Annotated in this window: 2 protein-coding genes; both read left to right on the top strand. The window is 64.6% G+C overall.

From position 1 onward, the window contains the following. Nucleotides 1-1,577: IS21 family transposase (gene istA, locus QQJ84_RS19280; protein WP_284259953.1), on the top strand; the 1,577-nt coding region annotated here is incomplete at its 5' end. Next, nucleotides 1,577-2,338, top strand: a complete 762-nt coding sequence (gene istB / locus QQJ84_RS19275; RefSeq protein ID WP_284259952.1) for an IS21-like element helper ATPase IstB — start codon at nucleotides 1,577-1,579, stop codon at nucleotides 2,336-2,338. The genes istA and istB, both read left to right, overlap by 1 nt. The last annotated feature ends 58 nt before the right edge of the window (nucleotides 2,339-2,396 follow it).

Genomic DNA, 2,396 nt, shown 5'->3' with positions numbered 1-2,396 from the left:
CATACGGTCACCCCAGCACGATTGGGGAACCCTGCATGGACTGGAAAGTCAAAGTGGAATTATTCGAACAGCTCCGTCGGGAGCATGAGTTTGGGGTCGGTACGGTTGCCGGTGTGGCGGCAAAGTTTGGGGTTCATCGGCGGACGGTTCGTCAGGCGCTGGCTGCGGCGCTGCCTGCGATGCACCGTTATCCGCCGCGGCTGAAGCCGAAGCTGGACGCTGTGGTTGGGTTTATCGATGGTATCCTGGAGGCGGATCAGCGGGCACCGCGCAAGCAGCGGCACACGGCGCGGCGGATTTACCATCGGATCCTGACGGAGTTTCCCGGCGCATCGGTCGCGGAATCGACGGTGCGCAACCACGTGCGCGACCGTAAACACCAGCTGGGGCTGCTGCGGCGTGAGACGTTCGTGCCGCAAAGCTATGCGCTGGGCCAGGAGGCGCAGGTCGACTGGTATGAAGCCTGGGTCGATTTTGATGGCGAGCGCTGCAAGGTACAGGTGTTCGCGATGCGCTCGATGGCGAGCGGGGCGGCGTTTCACCGTGCGTATCTGCACGCAACCCAGCAGGCGTTTCTTGAGGCGCATGAGTTGGCGTTCGATTATTTCGGCGGGGTGTTTCGCCTGCTGCGCTATGATAATCTGGCGAGTGCGGTCCGCAAGATCCTGCGCGGCCACCGGCGCGAGGAGACAATTCGGTTCCTGGCGTTCCGCTCGCATTGGCGGTTTACCGCGGAGTTCTGCACGCCTGCCGAGGGTCATGAGAAGGGTGGCATTGAGGGAGAGGCCGGTTATTTTCGGCGCAATCACCTGGTGCCGGTGCCGTGCATCGCAGATATCGATGCACTGAACGGCAGGCTCATTGCGCATTGCCGGGGTGATGAGGCGCGGGTTCTGGCCGGGCGGATCGAGACGGTCGGCACCACAATGGCGGTGGAACGCGAACATCTGCTGCCCGGCGCGGCAGAGGGGTTCGATATTGCTGATATCGCCTTCCCGCTGGTCGACAAGCAAGGCTGCGTAACGGTGAAGACGAATTTCTACTCGGTGCCGGTGAAGGCGGGCAGCCGGGTAGAAGCGCGGATCCGGCCGTTGCATGTCGAGATCTGGCATGGCGGCAAACAGATCGCGCGGCATGAACGCTGCCATCAGCGGCGCCAGCATGTGCTCGACCTTGAGCATTATCTCGATGTGCTGAGCCACAAGCCGGGGGCGTTCGCGGGCTCCAAGCCGCTGGCGCAATGGCGTGCAGCTGGCCGGTGGCCTGATTGCTACGACGAGCTGTGGCGCCGGCTGCGTGCGCGGCACGGCAAGGACAAAGGCACCCAGGCGATGATCACCGTGCTGCTGCTCGGCCAGGAATTCGGCCAGGATCGGCTGCGCACGGCGATCACCACCACCGTCTCGCTCGGCGCCTGTGACGTGGCGGCGGTGCGTTACCTGCTTAACGAGGCAGGGTTGAACAAGGCCCGGGCGGAGCCGGTCGATGTGGGCGAACTGGCCCGCTATGACCGGCCGATGCCCAGCCTCGCCGATTACGATACGCTGCTGACGGCACCCTGCCAGGGGCGCGCGTGATGAGCGACATGCAGGAGCAGGCCATCCGCCAGCAATGCAAGACGCTGCGGATGTCGACGATGGGCGGGCAGTTCGCACGACTGGCGGAGGCGGCGATCCGCGAGGGACAATCCCATATCGGGTATCTGGAAGCTTTGCTCGGCGCCGAGATGGAGGAACGCGAGACCCGGGCGATTGCGCGGCTGCTGCACGAAGCCCGACTGCCGCGGATGAAAACGCTGGAGGGGTTCGAGTTCGACCGATCCGGCGTCTCGGCCGCGCAACTGCGCGACCTGGCCGCGGGCGATTACGTGGCCAAGGCGGAGCCGATCCTGTTGGTTGGCGAAGCGGGCACCGGCAAGACCCACCTGGCGACTGGATTATGCGTGGCCGCCTGCCGTCAGCGCCGGCGGGTGCGCTTCACCACGGCAACCGCGATGATCAACGAACTGGCCGAGGCGGCGCACGCCAACCAGCTCAGCCGCGCGCTTAGCCGGTGGGAACGGCTCGACCTGATCTGCATCGACGAATTGGGCTATGTGCCACTGGCCGAGACGGCGTGCGAGCTGATGTTCCAGGTGATCGCCGACCGCGCCGAGAAAGCCGCGGTGATCGTCACCACCAACCTGCCTTTCTCCGAGTGGTCCCAGGTCATCCCCAATCCGCGCCTGTGCAAAGCGCTGATCGACCGCCTTACCGACCGTGCGCACATCATCACAACCGGCACAGACTCCTACCGCTTCCGCCGCACCACGGCGGCACGCAAGAACGAAAAAGCATGAACAGGAAGGAGAAAAAGAACCGCTGAGGGGTAGTGCCGCCCCGCGGGGCGGCACTACC

It is taken from the genome of Acidocella aquatica, from assembly GCF_030160635.1.
Taxonomy (GTDB): domain Bacteria; phylum Pseudomonadota; class Alphaproteobacteria; order Acetobacterales; family Acetobacteraceae; genus Acidocella; species Acidocella aquatica.
This window is presented reverse-complemented; position numbering and strand designations above follow the sequence as displayed.